Annotated in this window: 15 protein-coding genes and 1 pseudogene; 3 read left to right on the top strand and 13 right to left on the bottom strand. The window is 62.2% G+C overall.

The window, feature by feature from the left end; genetic code table 11:
* Window positions 1–13: 13 nt before the first annotated feature.
* From GYH34_RS15885 to GYH34_RS15875, 3 genes are all read right to left on the bottom strand, one after another.
* Window positions 14–2,002, bottom strand: a complete 1,989-nt coding sequence (locus tag GYH34_RS15885) for a tyrosine-type recombinase/integrase (RefSeq protein ID WP_161914430.1) — start codon at window positions 2,000–2,002, stop codon at window positions 14–16.
* A gap of 548 nt (window positions 2,003–2,550) precedes the next feature.
* A complete protein-coding gene (locus GYH34_RS15880) occupies window positions 2,551–3,564 on the bottom strand; it encodes an aldo/keto reductase (protein ID WP_161914429.1) in 1,014 nt (337 codons plus the stop codon).
* 767 nt (window positions 3,565–4,331) lie between these two features.
* The gene (locus GYH34_RS15875; protein ID WP_161914428.1) at window positions 4,332–7,022 is read right to left on the bottom strand and encodes a MobA/MobL family protein; all 2,691 of its coding nucleotides are present in this window, start codon (window positions 7,020–7,022) and stop codon (window positions 4,332–4,334) included.
* Between the two features lie 120 nt (window positions 7,023–7,142).
* On the opposite strand from GYH34_RS15875, the gene GYH34_RS15870 reads away from it, so the two are divergent.
* Entirely contained in the window at window positions 7,143–8,231 is a 1,089-nt protein-coding gene (locus GYH34_RS15870) for a hypothetical protein (RefSeq protein ID WP_161914427.1), read from the top strand.
* Between the two features lie 83 nt (window positions 8,232–8,314).
* On the opposite strand, the gene GYH34_RS15865 is transcribed toward GYH34_RS15870, so the two are convergent.
* The 6 genes from GYH34_RS15865 to GYH34_RS15840 all read right to left on the bottom strand — a co-directional run bounded on the left by GYH34_RS15865 (window position 8,315) and on the right by GYH34_RS15840 (window position 16,230).
* On the bottom strand, window positions 8,315–8,719 hold the full coding sequence (locus GYH34_RS15865; protein ID WP_256367050.1) for a diacylglycerol kinase family protein: 405 nt from the start codon (window positions 8,717–8,719) through the stop codon (window positions 8,315–8,317).
* A gap of 121 nt (window positions 8,720–8,840) precedes the next feature.
* Entirely contained in the window at window positions 8,841–10,724 is a 1,884-nt protein-coding gene (locus GYH34_RS15860; protein WP_244635159.1) for a hypothetical protein, read from the bottom strand.
* Between the two features lie 66 nt (window positions 10,725–10,790).
* Window positions 10,791–11,165 carry a transcriptional regulator gene (locus tag GYH34_RS15855; RefSeq protein ID WP_161914426.1) on the bottom strand — a complete coding sequence of 125 codons (375 nt, stop codon included), beginning with the start codon at window positions 11,163–11,165 and terminating at the stop codon, window positions 10,791–10,793.
* Window positions 11,152–11,769 carry a hypothetical protein gene (locus GYH34_RS15850; RefSeq protein WP_161914425.1) on the bottom strand — a complete coding sequence of 206 codons (618 nt, stop codon included), beginning with the start codon at window positions 11,767–11,769 and terminating at the stop codon, window positions 11,152–11,154. Before GYH34_RS15850 ends, GYH34_RS15855 begins: the two co-directional genes overlap by 14 nt.
* 66 nt (window positions 11,770–11,835) lie before the next feature.
* Entirely contained in the window at window positions 11,836–12,459 is a 624-nt protein-coding gene (locus tag GYH34_RS15845) for a hypothetical protein (RefSeq protein ID WP_244635157.1), read from the bottom strand.
* 318 nt (window positions 12,460–12,777) lie between these two features.
* Window positions 12,778–16,230, bottom strand: coding sequence for a DEAD/DEAH box helicase family protein (locus GYH34_RS15840; protein WP_161914423.1), 3,453 nt, complete (start codon window positions 16,228–16,230; stop codon window positions 12,778–12,780).
* A 61-nt stretch (window positions 16,231–16,291) separates the two neighbouring features.
* Between GYH34_RS15840 and GYH34_RS15835 the strand changes: the two genes are divergently transcribed.
* Complete coding sequence (locus GYH34_RS15835) at window positions 16,292–16,711, top strand: hypothetical protein (RefSeq protein WP_161914422.1); 420 nt, start codon at window positions 16,292–16,294, stop codon at window positions 16,709–16,711.
* A 134-nt stretch (window positions 16,712–16,845) separates the two neighbouring features.
* Here GYH34_RS15835 and GYH34_RS21965 read toward each other — a convergent pair whose 3' ends face one another.
* The 3 genes and pseudogenes from GYH34_RS21965 to GYH34_RS15815 all read right to left on the bottom strand — a co-directional run bounded on the left by GYH34_RS21965 (window position 16,846) and on the right by GYH34_RS15815 (window position 20,946).
* Window positions 16,846–18,138 (bottom strand): hypothetical protein, encoded by a 1,293-nt coding sequence (locus tag GYH34_RS21965; protein ID WP_244635155.1) that lies wholly within the window; start codon window positions 18,136–18,138, stop codon window positions 16,846–16,848.
* Between the two features lie 49 nt (window positions 18,139–18,187).
* Entirely contained in the window at window positions 18,188–19,429 is a 1,242-nt protein-coding gene (locus GYH34_RS15820) for a restriction endonuclease subunit S (protein ID WP_197745434.1), read from the bottom strand.
* Window positions 19,426–20,946: pseudogene (locus GYH34_RS15815) on the bottom strand (class I SAM-dependent DNA methyltransferase). The gene GYH34_RS15820 and the pseudogene GYH34_RS15815 overlap by 4 nt, the downstream one beginning before the upstream one ends.
* A 63-nt stretch (window positions 20,947–21,009) precedes the next feature.
* Between GYH34_RS15815 and GYH34_RS15810 the strand changes: the two are divergent.
* A protein-coding gene (locus tag GYH34_RS15810) for an IS3 family transposase (protein ID WP_161914419.1) occupies window positions 21,010–22,142 on the top strand; the annotation gives its coding sequence in 2 pieces (ribosomal slippage) (window positions 21,010–21,265 and window positions 21,265–22,142; 1,134 coding nt in all).
* 274 nt (window positions 22,143–22,416) lie between these two features.
* Here GYH34_RS15810 and GYH34_RS15805 read toward each other — a convergent pair.
* Window positions 22,417–22,665 carry a helix-turn-helix transcriptional regulator gene (locus tag GYH34_RS15805; protein WP_161914418.1) on the bottom strand — a complete coding sequence of 83 codons (249 nt, stop codon included), beginning with the start codon at window positions 22,663–22,665 and terminating at the stop codon, window positions 22,417–22,419.
* Between the last annotated feature and the right edge of the window lie 14 nt (window positions 22,666–22,679).

The raw sequence follows: 22,679 nt of genomic DNA, 5'->3' as shown, positions 1-22,679 counted from the left end.
TGGCGGCAAAGGGTCACGAGCGGTCTGATTCGTCCTTTGTTTTTCTCATCCGCCTGCGTCCCGGACCCGCGCCATCCGTCCCCCTCCGCTTCCGCGAGAATGGCGGCCGCAGCTTGTCCTGCACCCAGGGCAGCAGGCGGATCGGGTGAGGCTGTAGATGCGCCGTCACGATCGGAATCTTCATGATGGTCGGCAGCATGTCGGCGAGCGCGATCGCGTCGCAGTAGATTTCCTCGGTCGGGGTGGCTCCCGAATGCCCCATGATGTCGCTCCGAATCTCGCTATGAATCCCCTTCTGTTTCAATGAATTGCCGAAAGATTTCCGCATCGAATGGATGACCTTCTTGCGCTCCTTGGCGTCGGGAATGGCTTGGTGCAGCCCGTCGATCAGCTCGTCATAGAGCCGATCGCCCAGAGGTGACGAGGATGTCGGCGATTTGAGATCGGGGAAGACCATCTCATAGCCGAGTGCTCTCACGGCCGCGACATAATCGAGAAAGCCGAGGCGGATGAGCTCCGGGTGCAGGGCGACCGAGCGCTCGGAATACAGATTTTTGATGCGCCGAATTTCGCTCGTTCTGACCTTTATATAGTGGAGGCGTTGTAACTCGCCGTCGATCACCGTGTCGACGGAGGCCACGTCGCGGACGGAGAGGCCGCAGATTTCCTCGCGCCGCGCTCCGGTGTAGTGGAGCATGAGCGTCGCGAAATACAGCGCGCGGTGGAATACGTGCGGGCCTGGGATCAAGATCTCGTCGTCTTTCCAACCGGCGCAGCCGGTGAAGAAGGCGAGGTGGAAGATCGCTGCGGCGTCGGCTTCGGTCAGGAGTCCGCGCTTCGTGCGCCCGCGTTCCGTGGACTTGCGACGCATCAGCGTCATGTCGATGTCTCGGTCGAGCTTGTGACCGCGGCTTCGAATATGGGCGAGGACCTGGCCCAGAAATGAAAAATGCCGATTGACCGTTCCAGCGACCAAACCGCGCTCCGACGGCGGCTTGGCCGCGCCGATCGCGCGAAGCTGGTCGAGCGTCCGGTGATTGTCTCGCGGGCTGCGGCCGTAGCTCTTGGCGACAGCGCCGAAGAGGTCGTCGAGATCGCCCAGGTGCTTCTGGTGGATGTCTTCGAACTCGACGACGCCCTGCTCGAGGAGGAGCCTCGCGAAAAGCCGCGAAATCTGACGCACCTGACGCTGGGATTTCGTGTCCCAGGCCTTGGCGTCCGCATTCTTCTGGATGACCCCCTCGGCGAGCACGACGAATGGATGCTCGTCGAGCGTCAACGGCTTCGTTCTCGCTACCGTGGCGGGAGTCGGCGTGGGCACGGGCACGGGCGCGGGCGCGGGGTCGGCAGGTGGCGTCGGCGCAGAGGCGGCCAACAGCGCCGCATGTTCGGTTCGGGCGCCTTCGGCCGTCTCTGCGGCCGCTTCTCGATGGACGACAATCGGGGATGAGGCGAGGGGAGCAACGACGAGCCTCGACTCGGTGTGATCGACCGAGTCGCGGGGCGCTTCGGCGTGATCCTTTAGAATGTCGGCGATGGTCTTCTCGATCTCGACTCGCACGCCGTCATGGCGGCGCTCCGACTGAAAATTCGCCTCGGCGAAGGCCCGGTAGACCGTCTCCTGGGCGAGCGCGATGTTCATCGGATTGGGCTCACCGCCGACCTCCTCGACGAGCGTCGCGAGTCGCTCCTTCTTTTCGACGGCGACGTTTTGGCGCTGCATGAGATCGAGCATGAAGGCGGTCTCGGCGATCTCGTCCTGCGCAATCCCCTGCGCCGCCATTTGCGCGGCGGCGCGTTCGTCGACGGCGGCGGCGCGGCCACGCGTCTCGAGCAGGCGATAGACGTGCCCCATCACGCGCTCGCTGCGGCGGCTCTTCTCGGGATCGAAATCGTTCTCCGTGCGTTCGCGCGCCGCCACGGCCTCGAGCTTGTCGAGGTGCTGCGTGAAGACGATGCGGAACACCTTCTGGATTTGCGGCTGGGAGAGGCGACTGGTCATGGCGGCCGGAAAGAAACAACGATCGGCGAGCGCTTAAAATCTGGCCGGCGAGGTAGCGCGCTCTCCCGGGGTTGCTGGCGCCCAGGCCGAGAATCAGGGTCGCAGATTTCTCGATTCGGCAAGGGCCGATGGCAGTCGCCGCCGCCAATAATAGTATGCGCCGCGACGCACGACATGGGGTATGGCAGGCACGAAAATCTCCGTGGTGTACCAGCCATGTGTCACACGGATGTGGAAACGCGCCCCAGCTGAGGCAGTTTTCTAGCGATTCCAATGATTTACGGAATTCTGGCTGGGGCGGGAGGATACTGCCCCCGGGCGCCAGACTGCGCAAGTCGTTGGTCTCGCATCACGTCCGGCAGCAGTGGCCGAGTGGTGTCAAGCGCTTTTGTAGCATGCTGGCGCCGCGACGCAATCGGTGATGCGCCGCGGCTATCTTTGAGACGGTGCGTGGTCGGTCGGCTCGGCCGCCATGTGATTGATCGGTCGAAGAGGAAGCGGTCGTGAGCCAATCGCCGGCTCGACTCGGATCGAGCCGGCGCGCCTCGTCACCGTGCAACAGGAGCTGGCGCGGCGGGATTGATGAGGCCGGCGCCGCGTAGGCGGCGCCAGAACTCCACCGGAATGACTTCATCCATGGCGGCGCGATCCTCGGCAATTCGGCTCGGACGGCTCGCGCCCGGGATTGCCGCTGCGACCGCCGGATTGGCGAGCGAAAATTGCAGTCCGGCCGCTTTCATGCCGACGCCATGCTCGTCGGCGATCGCCTTGATCCGCGCCACCTTGTCGAGAATGGCCGGCGTCGCCGGCGCATACTCGAAATTGGGTCCTCCCACCAGCGCGCCCGAGCTATAGGGCCCGCCGACGACGATGCGCAGACCGCGTTCCGCCGCCATCGGCATCACGCGTTGGAGCGCCTTGTCATGGTCGAGCAGCGTGTAGCGGCCGGCAAGCAGAAATATGTCGGGACGCGGCTCGTCGAGCTCCATAACGATCTCGATCGGCTCGACGCGATTGATGCCGAGGCCCCATCCCGCGATCACACCCTCCTCGCGCAGCCGGTCGAGTGTGCGAAACGCTCCGAGGCGCGCGCTCTCGAACATGGCCAGCCATTCGTCGCCATAGAAGTCCTGCGCCACATCATGGACGAAGACGAACTCGACATGGTCGGTCCTCAGGCGCTTCAGACTGTCTTCCAGCGAGCGCAGCGTCGCGCTCTCCGAATAATCATTGACGATGCGGTTCGGACGGCCATGCGCGAAGACGCCGCTCTTCTCGCCGAGATCGCGGGCGCCTACGTCCTCGACCTCGTCGAGAATGACGCGGCCCACCTTGGTGCTGATGACATAATCCTCGCGCGGCTTCCCCGCCAAGGCTTCGCCCAAGCGGAGCTCCGCGAGGCCGGCTCCATAGAAGGGCGCGGTGTCGAAATAGCGGACGCCGTCGTTCCAGGCGGCCTCCACAGTCGCGAGCGCTTCCTCCTCGGGAATGTCGCGGAACATATTTCCGAGCGGGGCGGCGCCGAAGCCGAGCTTGCTGGGCAGAATTGTCTCTATGCTCATGGGTTCGATCCTTTCGTTTGGCGCGGCGGTTGCGACTCCGGCCGGCGTCAATTAACTGCGCCGCAATCGTGGTGATCGCGCTGCGATGGGTCAGACCGGCGGGGTTTTGTCTTGTGAACGCGTGCGAAGGTGGGTGGGTCCAATCGTGTGTGCGCATGCGCGTTGCCTTTCGGCGACACGACTCCGTCGGAGGGAGGTCGAGCCCGGCAGGCGACCTTCTTTTGCGGCCCAGATCGTTTTTTGGGGCCCCTTTTCGAAACCGAGCCGTCTGGTTGGCCTATAGACGCCATCAGTCACCCGAAATGACCTTTGTATCATCCGGGCCCTTGAAGCCACAGGAAGGCCATTTGTCGGCGTTTTAGGCGCAGACACGATTTTGACATTTTTCGGCCACCAAAAACTCTAGTGAGAAACCTTCCCCGCAGGGACCATGCTCCCTGTCTGCGCGACGCTCGCATCTGAACATGCTTGCAGGCAGTGGGCAGCCGCATCGAAATTCGACGCTATCGAAAGGCGGCTCTCGGTAAAAAAGTAGGCTTGTCGTGAGGCGCTGAGCCTGCGGTCCCCCAAGGGGGCGAGAGGTCCGACGCCAGCCTCGGAATCGCTAACCTAACCAATCGAGTTCACGCCGTAGACTCCCTGTGTTCGAACTGGAACGGCCTGATCAGAATTTTTGGCGCCGAAAATGATTGGCCCGGTCTGCATTTAAAAATGGCGAATAGGCCGAGTCCCTCGTGCGTTGCAACTATAGACTACTTCTTCGATTTCTAGGGATCGGACGAGAGCGGATCTTTCGTGTCGTCTTCGATAACGATGTGCGGCGTAATCTGGGTTTGTGTGATCCGCTGTGCGAGGAGCGACAAGATAGTGCACGCTCTGAAGATTTCGATCTCTTCCAAAGCGGCAGGCAATTCGTCTATCAGCGATTGCGGTAGGTCGAACTCATCGTTCAGCGAGTCGGGACATCGCGCTCGCGGCGACGCGCTATATTCCGCGCGGACCACCGCTGCCGCGACGGATTTTTCCAGTCCGATAAATTTCATGATCTTATCGTACGCGTCAGCGCGACCGGGATTCGTCTTGTGGATCGACCGTTGTACGAAGCGCAAGCCCTCGAGTGCATGAGGGTCGGAGGCGATCGCAGATCGCAACCGCTCGTGCAGCGATGGCATGCCTATGGCGATAGGTGGAAGCCGTGGGCCCGGTTTCGGTGTTGGAAATTCGTCTAACGTTACGGCGGGGCGGTCCGCTTCCTCTCGATGTCTTGGATTGTTCGCCGGCTCTGGGAAAATGTCGACGTCGTCCGCTCGCAACGAGATGTCATGAGAATTCGCGAGAATGTCCTCGTACACTGCGTGCATGTCGGCGTCAGGATCGCGTATCGGCTTCAATGAGCATAGCGCGGGGGACGGAAGAGAGCTGCGGGCGACTTCCACGAGCTCGTCAAGAGTTCGCGCGACAGCCGAGGCGACGAAGAGAGTCGCGTTCCCGCGTTCCGCCGCGAGCAATATCGCCGCCCAGGCGTGGCGGGACGTCGAGATCTCGATGCGCAGCTCGACCTCGGAAGGTGCCCGCTTGGCTTCGCGTAGGCGGATCGCCGCAGCGGATCGGAGACGTGCTTTCTGGACGTCGACCGTCCGCACTCCTAGGCCAAGGATATCGACGACGAGCGTTCCATGCTCGTCGTCGACGGCGAGTACACGCCCGAATCCGCCGGCGCGGATTTCGGATGGCTTCGGACCATAGACGGTGCGTTCGAATACGATCCACTCACCGATGTAGAAAGTGATGTCCCGACCGTCAGCGTGGATCGAATAGGGATGATCGAGTGGGTCCAGCAGGCCTCGCATCTCGTGCGCCCGTGAGATCAAAAGGCTCAAGCGATCAGGATCGTCACACACTGTCCAGCTATCCAGTCCTCGGGGAGATGCACGATCCTCAGCGAAGCCAAAGACGATCCGTTCATGAAGCATCCGTACCGCTTGATCCATCAGTCCGGCCCGGACCAACTGCGCGGCGTCGCAAGGGGTTCTGCTCCGATGCGGGCTGAGGCGATCCGCAATATAGGAGGTGAGACCATGACAATGTCCGGCCTGTGAGCTGAGGTCGAAGCCTAGGACGAGTCGAACTCGGCTCTCATGGGCGGAGAGGATCAGAGCGGCGAGATCTTGATCCACGACGCATTCTGCTCGTGGAACCACGATTGCCTCGGACGCCGACTCTCGATCGATTGCTTTGGCAACGGTGACGACTTGTGATCGTTCCGCGTTCAGGAGTGTCGCACATTCGGCACAATCGGATTGGCGGGTCCCTACGATGACTGCGTCTCGTAACTGATCCTCGAGGATCTGCTCTAGAACCGCTGTATGGTCGTTACCCGACATCACTTGAATCGCAGTGGTACGTCTCGCTTCCTCGATCGCATCTGTCGCCGCCGAGATCAGCTTGAATATGCGCCGCGTGGTTGCAAAGCGCGGAGTTGTGATCCCGCCGGGGGCTGGGCGTCCGAGCGTCACGATCTCCGGGTCGGCAAGAATTTCGTTCGCCCGGACAGTTCGATCCGATTCCCGATCGACGAATTTCGCCAGGAGACGGTGGATTTCGCCGATCCGCATCATGGATCGACCACGGAGTAACGTTTCGATAAGGGTCGACGCGTCGCCATAGATCAGAGCGAGATTCTTCTTATGCTGCGTCTGTCGATAATTGTGGACCTTATCGTCGTCGCCGTGCAGGTCGGAGTCGCTCCAATGCCGATCCGGCGCCGGCGCAGAGGGATCGACCACATTGTCTAGCCCCAACTCTCCAAAGAAGCGTATGAGGACATCGCGGGTCATTTCGGGCCACGAAACACCTTCGGCAATATACGTCGCCGGTAGACCGTGTTTCTGTCCATGGCGCGGACGCGCCCAAAGATCGCGAACTTTTGGACCCACAAACATCGGCCGCAGCCCGACTGACACATGGGCGTGTCTGTTCAGAGATCCGTGGCTCTGTGCGAGTCGGGCCGGGTCGTGGATCGCGATATGCGCGGGAAGATCATGCGGACCGCATGTTCGTTGGACCAGGCGTCGGGTCACCTCGATCGCCTCGTCCAGCGTCAATTCGTCATCTGGAGGGAGGGCGACAACGAGCGTCCAGCAGACCTGCGGCCACCGAGTTCGACCGTCTGATTTGCGCATCCGTCGTGCTTCGGCATAATCGATTGCGTTGGCGAATGCCGCCGGATTCGCAAATTCTGGGGCCACGCCTATCGGCAGCACGATCTCCTCATGGACCATATCGGAGCCGTCGCCACGGAACGTCCAGCTACGATTTAATCTCGGGTCCACGATAGCGCTGCGCCCGCAATAGGACACGAGTGCAGCCATGCTGACATGTGGCCGCATGCGCATTGGACGCGCCCGCACATACGCAATCGCCATGGCATTTTGCCCCGGATTTGGCAGAAAATTCACTTTGCATATTGAGCATGTCTCCGCCTGTAGCAAATGTCCAGAAAACTTAAGCGTAGAACGATGCGTAGTGTCGTGGCATGCTCTATTCGATAGGGGTCGAACAGCAGCGAGCCGTAGTCCATGTTTGACAAAGCCGATAAAGCCCTTCGCGCGATGGTTCGCGGAATTCAGCAGCAGCAGGAACGAGTGGATGCTGCTGCAACGCATATTCAGGTCCTGGAAGATCGTCTGCGAACCGAGGTTCAGACGCTACGCCGTGACAAAGAGGGGCTGGTCGTGGCGATGTTCGAACAACGCGGGATGTTCTCTGCGACGTCTGAGGTGTTTCTCGAGACGTTGGAACGCGTGGACAGCGAATTGAGGCGTTCAGAGTCGACATTGATCGGTCGATTGGACGAACGTGGGCCGGCGCAGCGCGGGCAAAGCGATCCACAATCCACAGGGCCTCTGGCGAATGTCGGCGGCGAGGATCATTGCCTCGTCACGATCCACCGGCTCACCAATCCGACGATTGTAATCAAAGAGCAGCTCAAGTCATGTGGTCTGACGAAGAACGGTCGCAAAGGGATTTGGTGCGGCAAGGTCAGCCGTGAGGCGGCGCTGATCCTCCGCGGGCGTTTTGGCGCCCGCGTGACGATCGAGGAGATCGCCCAGTTGGAGGATACGAGAGGTTCGTCGGTCAAGGATGTAACTTCTCCTGAAATTTCGGCGAGCGTGCTGCGTGAGGAGCCTTCACCGGAGAAGCTGGTGGACAATCTGACGCCCGCGCCAAGCGCTTTATGTGCCGTATTCGGCGTGGCCGAGCGTGCGGATGTTCTCGTGGAGAAAAGTAGCGCCTTTGCGCCGAGCGATGTTCCCCAAAACGCAAGTAGCGAATCGCTCGCGAGCAACCACGCCGCTGTCTCGGATGCGCGCGATTCTGTCGACTTTCATGACGACCCGAGCGACATCGATCCATCGGCGCCGAGACTCGCTGCCGATATAGTGTCGGGAGATGCTAACGGTTTGGCTGGGCCGGAGTCCTTCGGCGACGCTATTGAAAGCGAGGCTGTCGCAGATTCCAATCCGTCTCTCCACCGCCAGGGAGGCGGTAAGTTCAACCATGTGGCCTTTGCGAGAGCCCGTGCGGCTGCTGAAGCTGCCCGAGCCTCAGAGAGCGCTTCGAAAAATGGAGGTTCCGATGCGCCTGTGGTCGACAGGTCGTCATAGGCGCCGACGCAAGTTGACGGTGGATCATTGGCTGCTCTCGAATAAGGCGGCCACGGTCGGTGCTGCGTGAAGCCCGTAGCGCTTCAGCGGGAGATCGATGCGCCGAAATAGGGCAGAAAGACGGTCGCTCCGATTGTCGCGGCGCCGATCGCGCCGACGAGGACGGCGCCTGCGGCGATGTCTTTGGCGCGCTTCACGGACAGGTTGAACTGCGGTGATACGACGTCGCAAACATGTTCGATGGCCGTGTTGATCGCCTCAGCCATCCAGACAGATGCGATGGCGGCGATCAGCCAGCGCCAATCGGACAGGCTCACGGGCAGAAGGAGGCCGGCGCAGATGACCAGCACTGTGGCCACGAGGTGAACCCACGCATTGGGCTGTGTGCGCAACATGAAGGCGAGGCCGGCGAAGGCGAAAGAAAAGCTCCGTATCCGCGCGCGCCATGAAAGCGCGTGCGATGAAAGAGCAGGGCGTTCGGAGGACAAGGTCGGCGCATGGAGCCGCCATGCGAGAGGATCGCGAGTAGCCCCGCGGCAAGCGCGCGCCAGAAGGAGCAGAGGCGCGAAGAGGATCGCGATCAGAGCGCAGCAGATCATGGATTTTCCCTCAGGCGGCTGGCGCCACGTGAAGCTCGGTTCTCTTCTCGAGCGTAATGTCGAGCCGCATTTCGCCGGAATGATCCGCCGCGATCCGCCGTTCATCGCAGGCGCGGACGAAATATGAGCGTCCGGGGTCGAGGCCGCCGATGGTGAGCATCCGAATGCCGGCGCCGCGGCCGGGATAGAGCACGGCATGAAGGGCGCCGCCGCTCGTATGAGCGCTCGCGGGCAGAATGTCCGGATAGGGCGCCTCGCTGATGAAAGGACCGCGCGCGGCGAGTGGCGGCTGGACGACGATACGATGCAATGATCCTTCGCGTCCCGCGCGCGCGAGAAATTCGACGGCATGCGCCCAGAGCGAAGCCCGTGGGCGATGAGTAACATCCTCAAAGGTCATCTCGGGACAGGCGCGCTCCAGAGCGTCGAGCAAGAGCGTCGCCACCTCCTCGTCGCCCATAGCGACGGCGGCAGCGGCGCTTGCGGCATAGCTCGACGCTCGCGTGAGACGATAGTTGCCGACGTCGATCGGCCAGAGCGCGCGGCGCATGCGTTGCGGCGTGAGCTCGCGGCGAGCGAGAAGCCACTGCCGCCACGCGATGTCCGGAAAGAGCGCGTCGAGGAACAAGCAGGGAAATGTCTGCATGACCGCGCCGCCCACGCTCGGCGCCAATCCGACGGCGCTCGACACGAAAGGAACGATCCGCCCATCACAGAGGAGAAAATCGCTTTCGAGGCGATCACGGAATGTGGGGGCGATCCTAGACCAACGACCGCCTCCGGCACTCGCGTCGTAGGCGCGTATTGAACAGGCGGAAATCAAATTGCAGAGCGGATAGACCCAATTGGGCTCGCAGGCGAGGAGGCCGAGCTCGGCTCGGCGAAACCCTGCCGCCAGGACGTCGACGAGTTCCGGCAAGGAATAGGTGAAGACGCGTCCAGACGGATGACGAAAGGACAGGCTGCCCGGAGCATCGAAGCGTCGGCTTCCGCTCGCCGCCTGGAAGAGCGCGATCTGTGTCGCGAGAAAGCCGGTGAACATGATGTTGTCACGCGGAACGGGATCGATGTCGTCGCGCAGATTTCCCCACAGGCTTTCGAGACGCCAATAGCGCCAGACTCGGTGGTCCATCTGCTTGAGAACGAGATTCTCCTGCGCCTTCGTGAGGTAGGCCTGGAAGGCCGGAAGCCGCTCGGCCTGCGCGATCGACAGAGCATAGGAGATGAAATTCGATTGATAGCGGATCGCCGCGGTCTGGAATTGATCGATCCACTCGAACCCCTCGAAGTCGTCTAACGGCTGCAAGGCGCGATCGAGGAGGAGGCGCATACGGCGCAGATCGTCGCGCGACAGCTCCCCCGCGGGCGGCGACGAGACAGGGCTCGGCTCACAGCGGCAGCCTGCGAGATAGGCGTTGGCGCGGCGCCGCTCGGCTTTCGCGCGCTGGCCCGACGCGACAGCGAGGACGAGCGCGACATCGAGCGCGGCGATAATGCCGACAGGCGTGATCCACACGGCCGTCGGCCAGGCGAGCCCGTCGCCGCAATTGGCTGCGAGCACGGCCTCGGCCAGCCAGATCAGGATCGGCGCGACGATGGCGCCGGTCGCGAACCAGAAGACCACGGCGCCGACGAAGGCGGCCATGCCGGCGATCCATAGAGCGAGATGAGGCGCGAAGGATGGTGTGCCGGGCGTCGCCCACATCAGAAAGCCGAAGCCGGGGCCCATGAGGCCGAGAGCGAACGCGCGCGCCTCGTCGCTATGCGTGATTGAAGCGAGAACGACGGCCGCTAGAAGCACGCCTGCATAGGCCGCCGACGCTAGAAGCAGGCGCCGGCGCAGCGCCGGGCTCCAAATATGGTTTCGCTCCGGAAGCAGGAGGGCTGGCGCCAATGATGTTGTGTCTTTCAATACAAATACCTTTGTAATGCAAAGTTAGGGGGCAAAAAAAGAGAGCGCTCAGGTCGTCGACAGGCGTCCGATCTTATCGCCGTTTTGCCGAGCCTCGCTCTTGGCGTCCTCGAGGACCTGCTGGAGCACTTCGAGATAGCCGAGGAAGCGCTTCCGTCCAGATGGCGTGATCCGGCACGTCGTCAGCGGACGAAGCCCTTCGAAGCGCTTGTCGATGGAGACGAGCCCATCCTCCTGCAACACCTGCAAATGACGGCTCAGATTTCCGTCGGTCAGGCCGCACAGCCGCTTCAATTGGCCGAAGGGAAGCCCTTTGGGATGGGCGACGAGCGAGGTCAGCAGGCCGAGGCGCGCCTTTTCGTGGATCACGCGGTCGAGCCCTTCATAGGCGAAGCGCCCCGCCGATTGCTCACTCTTCGTCATGGTCGCCTCCTCGGCTGAGGCGCATGACGACGGCGGCGAGAATCTGACCGCCACAAAATGGCAGAGCCATTGCGAAAGGAGTGAAGGCGTGCGGTCCCGCCGCATAGACGAGACAGGCGAGCCCGGTCGAAAGATACCAGGCGGCGACGAGGATCATCGCTCTCGGCAGAGAATGGGCGGCTGCGAACACGCCGAGGCTCAGCATGATCTGCCAGAGGCCGGGAAGCATCCAGGCCGCCTCCGGCGCATGGCGAAGAATGACGAGGCTCGTGAGCAACCCCGCGAGACCGGCGGGCGCAAAGCGTCGCGCCGCTGAAAGGAGCATTTCTCCGCCCAAGCCGCCATGTTCCGTTGCCACGCGGCGCGCCGCTTCGACGCCGATGATTACGATCGCGAAGCCGGCGACAAACGTCCAAAGAGCGAAATAGGCAAAAGGTTCGGAGTCTGGCGTCGGAATGAGGAATATCTGCGTGAAGCCGGCAGCGCCGGCGAGAATCGCCGTCGCGGCGAGCGCCTGCGGTCCATATCCACGAAACTCCAAAGATTGCGCGACGCGTTCGCGCATCTCGGCGATGTCGGCTAGGGCCTTGTCCACGTCTGTCATCGGGGTCTCATGCTTTGCAATGCAAAGTATCTGGCGTTCGAGAGACGGTGTCAAGGGCCTCTCCCGTCAGTCGAACGACCCCGGGACTCCCAAGATCCAACCTTCGACTTCTGCGACGACGCGCTCCGGCGGCGCCAAGCGGGGAGTTAGATAATGTGTGAGCTCGCCTTCGCGATCCGCGCGGGCGAGCCAGGCCGCTATGCTATATGCGTCATGCTGATCGCCTGTTCGATCCTCGCGAGCGAAGCCGCGGCTCCAAAGCGCGGGATAGACCTCCGCGATCGCTGATTTGCCGGACGGGATGCTCCAACCGTCGAAAGGCCAGAAGTGGACACGATCCGGCAGGCTGCGGCGAATGAACCGCAGCCAGGGAATTCCGGCATGGGTCGATTTTGCGACCGAACCCTGAACATCGAAATGAAAGACGGACTTCGCGCGGCCGACACGTTCCTCGGTCAAACGGCGCCAGCGAGAATTGCCTGTCCGAGCGGCGCCATTTCCGGCAAGGCCGTCTCGAATGAAATCGACATAGACGAGATCCTCGTCGGTCGGCCAATGGCGGCAGAAATCCTCGAGGAATCGCGGCCATTCCGGCAACAGCCCATAGTGCTCGAAATAGCGTAGCGGGAATGAGAAGCCGTGATCGATGCCGACCAATGTAGACCGATTTTCGGCCAGAAGTTCGACCAACCATTCGGCGAGTGCCTTCCGCGTCCAATATTTTCGCGGGGACGGCGGGGGCGTGATCTCGCGAGGCGGCGCGCAGTCATCTGTGAGATATACTCGCAATCCCGGCAGGCTATCGGTGGGCGTCCTCGCGCCGGAATAGTCGACGCCAACATAGCGGGAGAACGCATTCTTGGTCATTGTTCGTGTTCCCTCGGCTCTCACTCCGCGTTCGCTCTGCCGAGCGCGCGAGCCAATTTATTTCCAAGGCATTGAAATGCCTCGAGTCGGAACCGAGGGATCGCCTCGGCTCGGAGAGGGAAGGTCGGTGGCGGCCACTGCTCACGCCGCGCTGCGCTCGTCCACGCGTCGGAGAATGTCGACGAGGCGCAGAACATCGGCCGTCTCGAAGACGCCTTCGACGCCTTTGGCGTCGAAATCCGTGAAAGGCGTCTCATAAAGGAGCGCGGGGTCCATCGCGCCGCGCTCGGTGAGATGATCGATCACGAGATTTAGAAATTCGTGCTGGTCCGCGGTCAGCCGCCGTCCATCCTCGAATTCCGAGAAGAGCCTTTTCGCCGCTTCGCGGTCCAGGCCGACCAGCGAGCGAACGAAACGCGCGAGGCCACCCTCCGACTGGATGAGGCCGAGGGAGGCGTCGTCGGCTCCGGACTCTTTGAAGATGCGCTCGAGCTCGGCGAGATCGGTCGCGGTCAGAGGCTCGGCGCGCTTCAGCTTGAGAACGGCGATATGGCTTTCGTGCGGACGCAGGAAGACGCGCGCCTTGCGGCGAAAGGCGTCCATATCCGTGCCCACCGGAAGGCCGCGTATCGCCACCTCGGCGCCGGCGCCGCCGCGATCCTCGAAATCGGAATAGACGATCGGCCGCTTCTCGCGCTCGATCAGCTTGACGAGCGCGCGTAGCCGTCGCCGCAGGCTCTCGAGCATGGGAAGCGTGACGTCTTGCCAGAAGGCGTCGGTCTGGACCTCCTCGATCAGCGCGATCTCCGCAGCGACCATCGGCACATTGGCGAGCGGCTCGAGCAGCGAGGCGGTCTCCCGAATGCGCGTGGCGAGGCCCATGAAAGAGGGCTCCACGCGCAGCAGGGTCAGCTCAGTTCGGAACAGAAGGAGATCGAACTGCTTGGCGGCGAGATCGTCGTCGCCGACAGATGAGGGAAGGCCGGCGATATGCTCGATCAATTCGGCGCGCGCGTCGGCGTCGAGCCGCGCCCAGGCGGCGCCGGATGAAAACTTCTCGACAGAGCGGCGATGCGGGCGCACGAGGAAATTGTCGAGGCTCATGCCTTCGACCTCCGACCGCAGCGCGCCGGCGAGCGATGCGCGGATTTCCGCGACGGCGGCGTCGCGATCGGCGTCCGATCCGCTCTCGCCGACATGTAGCACCGAAGGTGGCAGTTGCGCATAGTCGCCGGCCGGCGTCTCCGGCGTGGAGCGGTCTATTTCGCCGATCAGCTCCACGCGCGCGGCGAACAGGCGCTTGCCCAGCGAGTCGCCCGCCTTGCCGTCGGCGACATTCGGATGCTCGTTGAAGAATTCGAAATTCCGACACCAATCGAAGATGTAGAAGAATTGCTTGTCCTGCTTCTCGCCGAAGAGATTCTCGCAAAGCCGCGTGCCGCGTCCGATCATCTGCCAAAATTTGGTCTTGGACCGCACGGGCTTGAAAAAGACGAGGTTCACGATCTCCTTCACATCGATCCCGGTGTCGAGCATGTCGATCGACACGGCGATATGCGGCGCCTTTTCCGCGTCGGAGAAATCATCGATCAGCGTCTGCGCATAGGAGATCGAATGGTCGATCACCCGCGCGAAATGGCCGGCGAGATGCGGATAATGCGCGTCGAAGCGCTGGGCGATGAAATTGGCGTGGTCCCGGTTCTTCGCGAAAATGATCGTCTTGCCGAGCCGGTCGCCATCCGCGACCTTCAGCCCATTCTCCATGAGATGGGCGAGCACGCGATCGACCGTGTCGGCGTTGAACAGCCATTTGTTGATCGCCGGCGCCTCGACGACGCCCGGAACGGCGCCGTCCTCCTCCCATTCGAGCGCGTCCCATTTCTCCTGATCGTCCTCGGAGAGCTGGTCGTAGCGAATGCCGCGGTCGAGAAAATCGGTGGTCAGCGACACGGCGCGCGGCGGCGCCAGAAAGCCGTCGCGCACGGCCTCGTCGAGGCTGTAGGCGTCGGTCGGCACGCCGGTCTGGAGGTCGAACAGCCGATAGGTGTCGCGATCGACCTCGCCCTTCGGCGTCGCCGTCAGCCCCACCAGGAGGCTGTCGAAATAATCGAAGATCGCCTTGTATTTGCGATAGACGGAGCGATGCGCCTCGTCGATGACGATGAGATCGAAATGGCCGACTCCGAAGCGCCGCCCCTCGGCGTCCGCCTCGTCGATCAGCCGCATCATCGTCGGATAGGTCGAGACATAGACGCGGCCTTCCTGCGTCTTGTCCTCGACGAGGTTGACCGTCGCCGCGCCGGGCAGATGCTTCTTGAAGGCGTTCGTCGCCTGAGTCACGAGGGCCTTGCGATCGGCGAGGAACAGCACGCGCTTCACCCAATTGGCGCGCATCAGGAGATCGCAGAGGGCGATCACCGTGCGCGTCTTGCCGGCGCCGGTGGCGATCACCAGCAAGGCCTTGCGCGCATGGTCGCGCTCGAAGGCCTCGGTCACGCGGCGGATGGCGCGCTGCTGATAGGCGCGATCGACGATAGATTTGTCGATATTCTCCGGCGCGAGCGTCTTTCGCGTCTCGCGCCGCTGGAGCATCAGCTCCAGCTCGTCGCGCTTCATAAAGCCCTGGATCGGGCGTGGGGAAAAACGCGTATCGTCCCAGATCCAATGCTCATAGCCGTTCGTATAGAAGATCACCGGCCGCCGGCCATATTGCGTCTCGAGGCAATCGGCGTAGAGCTTGGCCTGCTGCTGTCCGTCGCGCGGATCGCGGCGGCTGCGCTTGGCCTCGATCAGCGCGAGCGGCCGCCCGTCGGCGCCGGGCAGCACATAATCGACGAAGCCGACGCCGCTCGCATTGGGCATGCCGCGCACTTCCACCTCGGCGACGTCCGGGGCCTGCGGATCGAAGCCGGCTTCGCGCAGCAGCGTGTCGATGAAGAGATCGCGGGTCTCGCTCTCGCGATAGTCGCGCCGGTCGGGGATCGCCTGATTCGCCGCCTTGATGCGCGCGATTTCCGCTTGCAGCGCCTCATGCGCCGCCTCGATCGCGGCGCGGCGCTCCTCGCTGGCGGCGAGGGCAGCCTCGACCGCCTTGCGGTCTTGGACGCTCGCCTGATAGCGCCGCGCGGCCTCCTGCAATTGCGCCAGCGTCGTCTGCTGGACCTGCGCGAGCCTCGGCAGCGCCTCCAGGCTGAAAGCCGCATCCGGCCCGGGCTTCGCGCCCCTTGCGTAGGTGCGGACGAGCCAATAGGCGATGTCGAAGAATTCGCGCAGCGCCGTCGCCGCCTGCGTCGGGGCCACCGGCTTGCCATGGGCGGCGGCGTTGCCGACATCCTTCACGAAGCGGGCTTTGACGCAGAGCGTGCGGCCGAGCAGCGTCTGGAAGCTCGGTGCCGCGATCAGCGCGGCGAGCGTCGATTCATAGGGGCTGCGCAGTGTCCCGTCATGCCGATAGAGCCATTCGACGGAGGTCTCCAGCGCCAGCCGGCAATAAAAGGCGGCGCCGCGCGAGTCGCTGCGCGCCAGCGCCTCGGCGCGGGAGGCGTGGACGAATATGTCGGGAAATTCGGCTGCGAGGAATGAAAATTGGGACATGGAGTCCATTCGACGCTATTGTCGGGTTCCAGTCTAGTCCAACTTGGACGTATCGTCTGACATGACCGTAGAGGGAACAAAACGGAAATACGACAAAGGCGAGCGACGATTTAAGCACGTCGGAAAGGATGCCTATCCCGTCATCGAGTTCGACAATAGCGATCCCAAGAAATGGATCGGCAAATGTCCTTGCAACCTTTCAGAGGCCGAGCGTGAGCGCCTCCTGAACGAAGCCGTCGCCGCCCCGAATGGAGATCGTGAGCTTACCGCGCCCAAGAGGCTTTACGCGGTCTACGAGGGGGCCATTTACGAGGCTCAGACGAGCGACGGCGGCGCTACGTATCATGGTTATCCCTACAGGGGTAAGCTGTCTAACCCGATATTGACAAAGCTGGAGCAAATAGCCGAGGAAAATGGCTGCGCTGACGCATTTCGAGCCTGGGTGAAAAAGCACATCACGCGGCACGGTGAGCGGAAATGAGTGAAACAGGCCTGAAACTCCTCTTGAATTTGCCGTCGGAGATCGACGACGAAGGCCGTTTCACGACCGCGGAATTCGCTGTGCTGATCGACGATCAGCCCGTTTGGCCGGCCGCTGGCGCGGAGGGCGTCTTTCTAGAAGTTCAAATCGACGACTTGCTCTCGCATTTTATCGAATTTTGGAAGCCCCTTTCCCTTCGCCAGACCTATCCCATCGCCGTCGCGCCCGAGCGCCCGACCGAACTTCGAGCTAAGGCCGAGGAGCGATGGGAAAGTAAGCCCGACGTGGCAGAACAAGAGGACGAGCTGGTTTGCGCGTTCGAGCAGGCGCACGACCTCTCCAACTGCTTCGCTGGCTATTTCGATTTGCCGCCCTTGTGGATGCTGCGCTCCGGCGACCGCATGATCGTCGATACGCTTGCGGGAATGCGCGCGCCGCTGTTCGAGCAGGCCTGGGCCGAAATTTCGCGTCTCGGAGATGAAATTGCGGGCCATTTGGCGAGTCGTCCAGGTCGATGGTCGAATTTGATCGACAACTGGTGCCGGCGAGATATCGGCGAGCCGACCGCTTTGCTCGCCTGGGTCACCAGTCTCGACCAAGCCACTGCGACGAAGCTGGTCGATGACGGGATACTCTCGGCGCCCCGGAGTGTGGCCGATGCGGCGAACGATAACGACGAGTTGCGGATCGCGGCGAGAATGGCGAGCGCGCTGCCGCCCGAGCAAATCCACCAAATTTTGACGCTCATCGGCGCATTCGGCAAGACGCCAGCGCCGGAACTCGATCGCCTGGGCGAGTTGGTCGGGAACCATATCGCTGAAAACTTCTCGAACCGACGCGCTCACGAACAAGGCGAGGCGGCGGCCCGCTTTGTCCGCGAGCATTTGGGCGTGTCGTCGCAGGCGGCGATCGACGTTTCCGCGCTCCTTCCCGACCTCGGCGTCTCGCTCGAGCCTCGGAAGGTCGATCCGTCGACATTGGACGCCCTCGCTGTCTGGGGCGATCGTTTCGGTCCGGCTGTTCTTCTCAACGAGAACAGTTGGCGCGGGGTGGGGCGAGCGGCCAATGTGACGCTGGCGCATGAGCTTTGCCATTTGCTGCTCGATCGTGGCCATGCGCTCGGAGCGGTCGATGTTCTGAACAGTCGGATGCCGCTCGATATAGAACGGCGAGCGAAATCTTTCGCCGGAGAGCTGCTTCTGCCTTCGGCGGCGGCCGCCGAAATCTGGCGGCTCGCGAAGTCTCCCGTGTCTCGCCGAGAACTCGACGCCGTCGTTTCGACACTGGAGAATCAGTTCGAGGTGACGAGAAGCGTCGCCGCGTGGAAGCTCGATCACGGGACGCAACGACAGGGCGTAAACCTCGAAGTCTTGCTTGACCAGATCGCGCGATATCGATAACGCCGCCCCTTTCTGCGGGACCCTCATCCGACCTCGCCATAGTCCGTCGCTCGAGACGGGCGTCCTTGCGGACGCCCTATGACGAGGCTGCCTTCTCCCGCGCGCGGGAGAAGGAAGGGGCGGGGAGGTCGCCGCGGAAGGCGCGATGTTGCAGCGAGGCGAACAGAGCGTCGAGCCGCGCGAGATGGGCGCGGTGATGGGCTTTGAGCGTGTCGATCTCGGCGGTCTGTTCAACGAAGCGGTTTTGGACTTCGAGCGGCGGGACAAGCAGCGGAAATGCTCGGAGCTGCGTCATATTGATGGACGCGATTCCTGTTGTTTGTTTTGCAGCATTCAAAAAATAGCGCTTCCCCCGCTCGCTTCCGATTAGCCAGTTCAGAAAAGCAGGCAGTATTTCATTGGATTTGACCCTCACGCGAAACACGTGATTTTGATGAATACATTCTTCGAGGAGCGCGTTACTCCATAATGATCCGCGTCCCAATTTGTCGGGGTCTCCTCCTTCCGTAAGTAAGAGGTCGTCTGATCTGAGACGAAGCCGACGAATTTCGTCCTCAGTGGCGTCGATGTATTTTATGTTCTTCAGAGTGATCGAGCCATCTTGAACATTGGCGACGGCCAAATAAGGCACCGAGCGAACGGCGGCGCCGTTCAATTTCCGGCCTTTCGTGACCCCAGACACGATTTCTGAAACCTCGCCAAGAGTGAGATCAGATCGCCATTCTTTTGGATTGGTGAGTGGGTTGCCGAGCAACGCGAGCGCATTGGCTCGCGCCAAATCCGAAATCCGCCCCAACGCCTCCAGCCGCTTGCGCCGCTGGTCGTCGGCCTGATCGAGGATCGCCGCGATCCGCCGCTGCTCGTCGAGGGGCGGGAGAGGAATCAGCGATGAATGGATGATCCGATCACTGACGGCCGGATAGCTGGCGCCCGTCGACTGACGGACCATTTCCGCGACAAACGGGGGGCTTTTCAGCCAATGAAACAGGTAGTTCGGACATATAGCGCTTGTATTTGGCCTGAGGACGCAGAAACCCGTGGACGCTGTTGCGCCGTCATGACGTGCATCCAGCTTCGCGATTCCATTGAGATTGGGGCGTACCGTTGAAACTAGGATGTCGCCATTCTTTACAAGTTGACGAGCGCGGCTCGGGGCGTCTTTAAATGGAACGTCCTTGATTTGACGAACGATCTTTTCATCGTTGTCCACCGCTCCTAAATCAATATACGGAAAAGTTCCGTCAAGCAGTTCGTGCGAGGGGCTCCAAGTGCTGACCGGAAGCAATAATGCTCCGATCTTCGTGTAGCGGACAGTCACCCCACCATCTCCTCGAGCCGCGTCATCCCCTCCGCAATCTCCGCCTCGAGCCGCCGCAGATCGGCGAGGATCGCCGCCGGGCTCTCATGCTCGACCTCCTCATGCTCCACTTCCCGGTAACGATTCAGCGAGAGGTCATAGCCCGCCGCCGCAATATCCGCCTTGGGCACGCAAAAGCTCTGCGCCGTGCGCGGGCGCTCGCGCTCGGCGCCGTCCCGCTCCTCGAAGCGCATCAGCACGTCGGGAAGATTGTTCTTCTCCTCCTCGCTCTCCTCGAGCGCCGCCTCCGGCGTCGGGCCGAGCTTCTCGGCGGGAAGCAGCGGCTGGCGCTTGTCGTCGAGCGACCAGCCGTCCGCCTGCACATCATAGAACCACACATGATTCGTGCCGCCGACGCCGGTGCGGGTGAAGACGAGGATCGCCGTCGAGACGCCCGCATAAGGCCGGAAAACGCCAGACGGCAGCTTCACCACCGCCTCGAGCTTGTTCTCCTCGACGAGCAGGCGGCGCAAATCCTTATGCGCCTTGGAGGAGCCGAACAGCACGCCGTCCGGCACGATGACCGCCGCGCGCCCGCCGGTCTTCAACAGCCGCAGGAACAGCGCCAGGAACAACAGCTCGGTCTTCTTGGTCTTGACGATCCGCTGCAAATCCTTGGCCGTCGTCTCGTAATCGAGCGAGCCGGCGAAGGGCGGATTGGCGAGCACCAGCGAATAGCGCCCGGCGTCCTCGGAATGATCCTCGGCGAGCGAATCTCTATAGGCGACGTTGGCGTTCTCGACGCCATGCAGCGCCATGTTCATCGCGCCGATGCGCAGCATCGTCGGATCGAAATCGAAGCCGTTGAAGAGCTTCTCGTGAAAATGCGCGCGCAGCTTCGCGTCGCGGAAGAGGCCGGCGTGATGCTTGCGCAAATATTCGCCGGCGGCGACGAGAAAGCCGCAGGTGCCGGCGGCGGGATCGCAGATCGTATCCTCGGGCCTCGGCTGCGTCAGCTCCACCATCAGCGCGATGATGTGGCGCGGCGTGCGGAACTGGCCGTTCTGGCCGGCGGAGGCGATCTTCGCCAGCATATATTCATAGACGTCGCCCTTGGTGTCGCGATCGCCCATGTCGATCTGCGAGAGCTTGTCGACGACCTTGGCGAGAAGCTGCGGGCTGGGGATTTGAAAGCGCGCGTCGCGCATGTGTCGCGCATAGGCGCCGCCGTCGCCATTGAGCGAGCGGATGAAGGGAAACACATGCTCGTCGACGATGCGGAACATTTCCGGTCCGGCGAAATGCTTGAAGCGGGACCAGCGCAGATTTTCGTAGGGCTCGCCGCGCGCGTCCGCGCCGTCCGGGAAGATGCGCCGCTCGAGCGGGCGTTTCAGCGTCGTCGCCTTGCGCTCCTCGAGCTACTGCATCTCGTCGAGGCGCTTGATGAAGATGAGAAAAGTGATCTGCTCTATGACCTGGAGCGGATTGGCGAGGCCGCCGGACCAGAAATCAAGAGCCGGCCTCGGAAATTCGGACAGTGGCTTGAGTGGATTTTCTGCCTGACAGCGGCGAGGATTCTCGCTGCGAATCAGGAGCATTCGATGACGAAGAAGAGCCGCCGGACGCATTCCCCGGCGTTTAAAGCGAAGGTGGCTTTGGCCGCGATCAAGGGCGAGAAGACGCTCAGCGAACTCGCGCAGCAGTTCGACGTTCATCCGAACCAGATCACGACCTGGAAGGGCCAGCTTCTCGAAGGCGCGGCAGGCGTTTTCGGTCACGAAAAGCCGGAAGCGAAGGAAGCGGCGGTCGATTTGAAGGCGCTTCACGCCAAGATCGGTGAGCTGACGCTGACCAATGATTTTTTGTCCGGCGCGCTCACCAAAGCGGGATTGCTGAGCGTAAAACGATGATCGACCGCAGCTACGAACTCCCCATCGCCCGTCAGGCGCGAGCGCTCGGCGTCGCCCGCAGTTCGGTCTATTACAAGCCGCGGCCGGTCTCGGCCGAGGATTTGAAGCTCATGCGGCGTATCGACGAATTGCATCTCGAACATCCCTTTGCGGGGGCGCGGATGCTGCGCGATCTTTTGCGGCGCGAGGGCGTCGTCGTCGGTCGCCGCCATGTGGCGACGCTGATGAAGCGGATGGGCATTGCCGCGATCTATCGGCGTCCGAACACGAGCAAGCCGGCGCCGGGGCATAAGATCTACCCTTATCTCCTGCGCGGCGTGAAGATCGAGCGGCCCAATCATGTCTGGGCGACGGACATTTCCTATATCCCGATGCGGCGCGGCTTCGTCTATCTCGCGGCGGTCGTCGACGTGGCGAGCCGGCGCGTGCTGGCGCATCGCGTATCGATCACGATGGAGGCGGAGTTTTGCGTCGAGGCGTTGAAAGAGGCGCTGGCAAAGCATGGCAGACCCGAAATCTTCAACACGGACCAGGGCAGCCAGTTCACCGGCCATGACTTCACGAGCGTGCTGCTCGATGCGAAAATCGCCATCAGCATGGACGGCAAGGGGTCCTGGCGCGACAATGTGTTCGTCGAGAGGCTGTGGCGCAGCGTCAAATATGAGGAGGTCTATCTGCGCGCCTATGACAGCGTGTCCGAGGCGCGCGCGTCGATCGCCAAATATCTGGCCTTTTACAATGAGCGGCGCCCGCATTCGAGCCTCGACTCCCGCACGCCGGACGAGGCTTATTTCGGTTGTGGAGAGGCCGTGATGGCGGCATGATCGTCACCGTGATTTTGTCGCGCCTCTGGTCGGGCTACGCCCTCCCGACGCCGCGACAAAATCGAAACGCCCCGCGTTCAGCAAACCTCGGCAGAGATCCACTTAAAATCCGCGGGGAGCTGTCCAGAGAAGCGGGGCCAGCTCTTCATTCCAGACGCCATCGATCTTGCCGCGTAATTCGCCTGTCAGCATATCTCCCCCCGAAAGCGGCGGCAGAGTAGCCGGCCGCCCCGCGCCGAGCAATCGGCGGAGGCGCCGACGTGTCTGCGTAAGTCTAGCCGCCGATCGGCTGGCCCGGCCGCGTGACGTGTATCCCGACGCCGGCGGCGCCGTCGAACACCAGCTCGACGCCGGCCTCCTCGAGCGCGCGGCGAATATCCGCGAGCGTGCGGTCGTGCGGAACGCGCGTCTCCTTCTCGAAATTGTGAAGGGTCGCCTTCGACACGCGGGATTTCGCCGCCAGATCGTCCAGCGTCCATCGGAGCCAGGCGCGCGACGCGCGGCATTGGGCTGGGGTGATCATTCAACCTCCATTAA

It is taken from the genome of Methylosinus sp. C49, assembly GCF_009936375.1.
Taxonomy (GTDB): domain Bacteria; phylum Pseudomonadota; class Alphaproteobacteria; order Rhizobiales; family Beijerinckiaceae; genus Methylosinus.
Note: the sequence above shows the minus strand (reverse complement) of the source record. Positions and strands in the feature narration are given on the sequence as shown.